Source organism: Candidatus Alcyoniella australis (assembly GCA_030765605.1).
GTDB classification, from domain to species: domain Bacteria; phylum Lernaellota; class Lernaellaia; order JAVCCG01; family Alcyoniellaceae; genus Alcyoniella; species Alcyoniella australis.
The window spans coordinates 1-5,802 of sequence record JAVCCG010000009.1 but is presented as its reverse complement, the minus strand read 5'-3'; the positions used below and the strand labels follow the sequence as shown (position 1 = coordinate 5,802).

Annotated in this window: 3 protein-coding genes; all 3 read left to right on the top strand. The window is 66.9% G+C overall.

Features of this window, described 5'->3' with window-relative positions; genetic code table 11:
- Positions 1 to 1,632, top strand: a 1,632-nt coding sequence (locus tag P9M14_00960; protein ID MDP8254295.1) for a hypothetical protein, incomplete at its 5' end; no start/stop codon positions are given.
- Positions 1,629 to 3,977 (top strand): VIT and VWA domain-containing protein, encoded by a 2,349-nt coding sequence (locus P9M14_00955; GenBank protein MDP8254294.1) that lies wholly within the window; start codon positions 1,629 to 1,631, stop codon positions 3,975 to 3,977. The genes P9M14_00960 and P9M14_00955, both read left to right, overlap by 4 nt.
- The coding region (locus P9M14_00950; protein ID MDP8254293.1) for a hypothetical protein at positions 3,977 to 5,802 on the top strand (1,826 nt) is incomplete at its 3' end. The genes P9M14_00955 and P9M14_00950, both read left to right, overlap by 1 nt.

The window sequence follows — 5,802 nt, the reverse complement described above, 5'->3', positions numbered from 1 at the left end:
GGAACCCAGCTGGGCCTGCTCACGGCGCTCAACGGCCTGGCCCCGGGCCGGGTGCACAGCGTGGCGGCCCTGGGGCAGCGGCTGTTCGTGGCCTCGGACAGCGGACTATCGATCCTTGAGCACGGCGATCTCAATCGGCTGCTGTTCGACGATCCGGCCCTGGGCCGGGCAGTGTGCCTGGCCGTGAACCAGAGCGCGCCGGACGAGATGCTGTGGGTCGCGTGCGACGGCCGGGTGCTGGCCTGGAGCCCGGCGGGAGTCGAGCTGCGCGTTGATTCCGCGGCGTCCGCTCCGCGCGCGCTGCTGCCGGGCGGATCGCCGACCATGCTGGCCACGGCCCGCGAGGGGCTGCTCGGGCTGGTCCGCGGAGAATGGAAAACGATCCAGACCGGCCAGGGACGCGGCGGCGACGAGGTCAACGCCCTGGTGCGGCACGAGGACGCGCTGTACGCGGCCACGGCCCGCGGCCTGTTGCGCATCGACGATCACGGGCCGCAGTTGGTAATCGGCGAGCGCTTCATCACCGACGTTGTGCTCTGGGACGGCGGGATCTACGCGTCCACGGTTTCCGGCGAGCTGTTCCGCGTGGGCGAGCCGCTTCCGCTGTGCCGTATCGAGGGTTCGATCCGTTGCCTGACGCCGTGGGTCCACGGCCTGCTGATCGGCGGCGATAACGGGATCCATTTGCTCGACGCCGAGGGTCGGCTGCGCCCCTTTGCCCTGGTCGACGAGGCGCGCGCGCCCGCGGAAAACCACGTGACCGCCCTGGCGCAGCTCGGCGGCGGCCGGGTGCTGGTCGGCGGGTTCGACCACGGAGTGAGTCTGCTGGACCTCGGCGGCGTTGAGGGCGCGCCGAGCTTCAGCCCCTTTGGCCCGCAACAGATCAACGGCGTCAACCGGATTGCCGTGGCGGCGGAGGGCTCGTACTGCTGGGTCGCGGCCACGGACGGCGCGTATCAGCTCGATGCCGAGGGCCAAGTGGTGCGTCGATTGACCTCGGAGCAGGGGCTTATCCATGATAACGTCGCCGACGTGCTGATCTCGAACGCTCGGGACGGAGGCGCGCCGAGCATCGACTTCGCCACGGCCGCGGGGCTTTCAAGGCTCGATGGAGGGAGCATCCGCTCGATCTACCATTTCCACGGGCTATGCAATAATCACGTCTACAGCCTCGCGCCGTACGCCGGCGGAGTGCTCGTCGGGACCCTGGGCGGGCTCAACCAGGTGCGCGGGATGCGCGTTGAGCGCACCTATCGCCGCGAGGACGGCGGGCTGCGCGCGGCCTGGATCACCTCCCTGCTGGCGCTGGAGCGTGGCGTGCTGGTCGGGACTTACGGCGGCGGGCTGAGCCTTTACGACGAGCAGGGCTGCACGCCTCTGGCCCAGGAGTTCGCCGACGTCGAGATCAACTTCAACGCTTTGGCGCAGGCAGGCGGCCTGCTGCTGGCCGGCACGCTCGATCGCGGCCTGCTGGTCGGAAAGGAGAACGGTGGATGGCGCTCGTTGACCCACGGACTTCCATCGACGAACGTGTTCGCCGTATTGCCCCTTGGCCAGCGGCTGCTGCTGGGAACCGACGCCGGGCTGCTGCTGCTGCCCTTGCGCGATTTGGAGCGGGAGTTCGAGCAGTGAGCGCGCGGATTGCCCTGGCACTGCTGACGCTGATCGTGCTGCTGCCCTGCGCGGCGATGGCCGATGCCGGAGTGCTCGCGCCCTACGGCAAATCGTACGACCCGCAGGTGCTGCGCCTGGAGCGGATGGAAGTGCGGATCGACGTGGACAACCAGTTGGCGCACGTCTGGGTGCTGCAGATTTTCCGCAACGGCACGGCGCGCAACCTCGAGGGCCAGTACAGCTTCATCATCCCCCAGGACGCGGCGATCAGCGCCTTTGCCATCTGGGACGACGGCGTGCGCATCCCCGGCGTGATCCTCGAGAAGCAGCGTGCGCGACGGATCTACGAACAGATCGTCGATAGCCAACGCGACCCGGGACTGTTCGAGAGCATGGACGATCCCTCGATGGTCAACGAGTTTTCCTGCCGCGTGTTTCCGATCCCGGCCTACGGCACCAAGCGCATCGAGCTGGAGTACACGCAGCTGATCGAGGTTGACGGCGGAGTGAGCACGCTGCTGTTTCCGTTCAAGCCCACGCTCTATGGCGAGCAGTCGGTCGATGATCTGGTCGTGGAAATCAGCATCGAGAGCAACCTTGCGCTCTCCGCGGTCGAGCAGCGTTCGCAAAGCTTCCCGCTCGAGGTCGACGCGGCCGAGCCCGGACGCTATCGCGCGCGAATCGCGGTCGAGGATTTCGATCTAAACGAGGATCTGGTGCTGCAGTACGGGTTCGCCGCACAGGGTTCGGCCCTGGACGTGCTGGCGTTCCGCGATGTGGAATCGGTCTACCGCGACGTCAGCCCGGTCAACGGCCTGAACTATCGCGACGAGTACGGCTACCTCTACGCCCGGGCCTACCTCGATTTCGGCGGGCAGCGGCAGGAAGCGGGCACGGCCGCGGGACCGCGCCACGTGGTGCTGTTGTTCGACACCTCGCTCTCGATGCAGTGGGACAAGATCGAGCGCGCCCTGGAAATTCTCGAACTGCTGCTGACCCGGCTGCGCCCCGAGGATACATTTAGATTGGTTTGCTTCAACTCCGGCCAATACGTGTTTGACGAGTCGGCCGGACCGCTGATCGCTGATGACGATGCCGCAACGCGCGCCCTGGAGTTCGTGCGCACGCTGCCGATGGCCGGCGGAACCGATCTGCGAGCCGCCCTGGAGCGCGGATTGGAGCTGCGCGATCCGCAAAAACCCAACGCGCTGATCCTGATCACGGACGGCCAACCCACGTTGCGCGAGCTGCGGGCGCGGGAGCTGATCGACTGGTACAACGAGCACAACCTGGCCGCGGGCCGGGTGCGCACCTTTGCTTTGGGCGTGGGCGACGACACCAACGGCGCGCTACTGGAGAATTTGGTGCGCGCCTCGGACGGCGCGTTTACCTGGGTGATGAACAACGAGACCGTGACCTACAAGGCCGAGCGTCTGGCGCAGAAGCTCGACGAGGCGGTGATCAACGACATCGTGCTCGAGCTGGACGATGAGGATAACCTGGTCGACCTCTACCCCCAGGGCCCGCTCAAGGCTTTCGACCGCTCGCTGGTGACCTTCGTGGGCCGCTACCGCCGACCGGGTAAGGCGCGAGTTACGCTCAACGCCCGTTTCGAGGGGCGCGAGCGCAACGTCGAGGTCCAGGCCCAGCTGCCCGAGCACGACGTGTCCCATCCGGGGATCCGGCGGTTGTGGGCCAAGGCGCGGGTCGATTACCTGCTCGAGCGCATCCGCCTCGACGGCGAGGACGAGGCGCTGGTGCAGGAGGTGATCGACCTGTCCAAGCAGTTTACGTTCATCACGCCCTACACCAGCTTTCTCGCCGCGCCGCGCAGCCTGCTGCGTCCGCGGGTGATCAAGCCCGGCGATCCGCTGCTGCGCGTGCACACCGACGAGGCGATCGTCGAGGTGGTGGCGAGCTTCCCCTTCGGCCTGGTCAAGCTGATGGCCCAGGTCGAGCCGGGAGTTTGGCAGACGCGTTTCCTCGCGCCGGCGACCATGACCGACGGCCGCTACGTCTGCCGGTTGTATTTGCGCGACGTCGAGGGCAACCAGTACGTGGAGGACAAGAGCTTCGTCATCGACAGCCGACCGCCGCAAATCGAATTGGTCGATCCCGGACCGCTGCGGCCCGGCGAACTGGTGCGGCTGGCAGTACGCGCGGACCGCGATACGCGACGCCTCACCGCGCGCTTTCCCGGCTCGCCGACAGTTCGGCTCGAGTGGGACTCCGAGGCGCTGGCCTGCATCGGCGCGCTCAAAATTCCGGCCGACGCGCCGCGCGGCCCGGCGATTCTCGAGCTGTTCGCCGAGGACTTCGCCCACAACACCACAAGCATTCAAGCCACGCTGGAGGTGCGCTGATGAGCGCCAAGCTCCGCGGTTCCTCGGCGCTGCTCTCGCTGATCGTCGCCGTGCTGTGCCTGGCCGCGGTGGTCGTTGCGCTGCTGGTGCAGCCGGAGAATATCGACAAACGCCGTTTGCAGCAGATCGTGCTCGGCGACGGGCGGATCAACCCGTCGCAGCGAATCAGCTCGGTGCCCGACAACCTCAAAATCAGCGGGATCTACAACGCGCCGCTGGCCGAGCTGAGCATCCAGCCGCCGCAGATCAGCGACGCAGAATTTGGCGGCGACGACCCGCTCTACGGCGAGCTGAACCTGGGCGGACTCACGGTCTACATGCGGCGTACGCCCGCGCAGATCGCAGCGCGCATCAAGCCGCGGAAGGCCGACGCCGAGCAGATGCTGCTGCTGGCCGGGTCCCTGTGCCGGATCGGCGAGCAGCCGCAGGCCAATCGCGTAATGCGCGACTATGCCCAGCGTCACGAGGATGATCCGGACGCCTGGCGCACCCTTGCCGACTACTTTGGCCGACGCGCGCTGCTTCAAGATCGCGTCAAGGCCCTGGGCCGCCAGTATGAACTGCTGGTCGAGCGCTACGGCAAGGCGACCCTCGATTTTGAACGCGAGCAGCTCAAGACGCAGGTGTTGCAGGTCAACGCCGAGATCATCGGCGAGCTGCGCCGCGGCCTGCTCGAAAGCGACCTGACGCCATACCGGCTGCGGGTGCTCGATGTGTTTCCCGACGACTGGGAGCTGTTCTCCCAATATATGGACGAGCTGCGCAACGCGGACGATCCGTACCAGATGCTGCGCGCGGTGGGACGCTACGGCGATCGGTTCGAGCAGAGCGAGCTCGAGCTGCTCGAGTACCGCGCCTGGGCCTATGAGAGCCTGGGCGAGTTGCAGCAGGCGCGCGAGGCCTTTGAGCGGGCCGGCACGCCGCTGAGCGCGGAGCGCGAGCCGTTGTTCGAGCGCTACTTGCGTTGGTTGGCCGAGCACGGCGAACTGGACGGCTACCGCCGCGAGCTCGAGCAACAGCTCGACCGGCGTTTCGATTTGCAGGCCCTGTGGAAACTGGTGCTGCTGCGCGAGTACAGCGGATTGTGGCGCGGCATGGACCGGCTGGTCCAGGACCAGGCTCAGCGACTCAAGGACTCATCCCCCAAGGCTCAAGAGCTGTTCGACTTCGCGCGACTGTGCTCGCGCGCCGGGCTGCACGAGCGCGCGCAGCTCTATTTCTACAACGTGACCCTGGCGGCCCAGGGCGAGCTGTTGCAAAGCGCCGAGGCCCAGCTGGCGCACTCGCTGGTGCTGACCAACCGTGCGGCGGCGCTGCCCGGGGGCAACGGCGCGGGCGCGTTGGTCGCAGCGCCGTTCATCAGCGCACGGCCGGGGATCAGCGGCGGGCTGCTGAGCCTGGGGCTGAACAGCCAGAACGTGCGCGGCGCGTTGCGTTCCTTTGGCAGCGTGGGCGACACCGCGTCCAATCGCGAGCTGGCCCTGGGGCTGATCGAACGCGCGCTGGCGCGCGATCCGCAGTCCCAGCAGGCATCGAAGCTCACGCGCGATGCGGTGGTCGTGTTGCGCGACCTGGGTCTGTACAATCGCGCTCTTACGCAGCTCGAGAAGTTCGTCGAGCAAAATCCCCAACACGCGGAGCTGCCGCAGATGCTGCAGCTCAAGATCGAGGTGGCGCGCGCCGCCGATGACACCGACCAAGAATTAAATACCTACAAGCAACTGCTCGAGCTGTACGACGAACGCGGATTGCAGCAGCGTTATCACGCTACGTTGCGCACCTACATCGGGCGGCTGGTCTCGTTAAAACACTACGACCGCGTGCT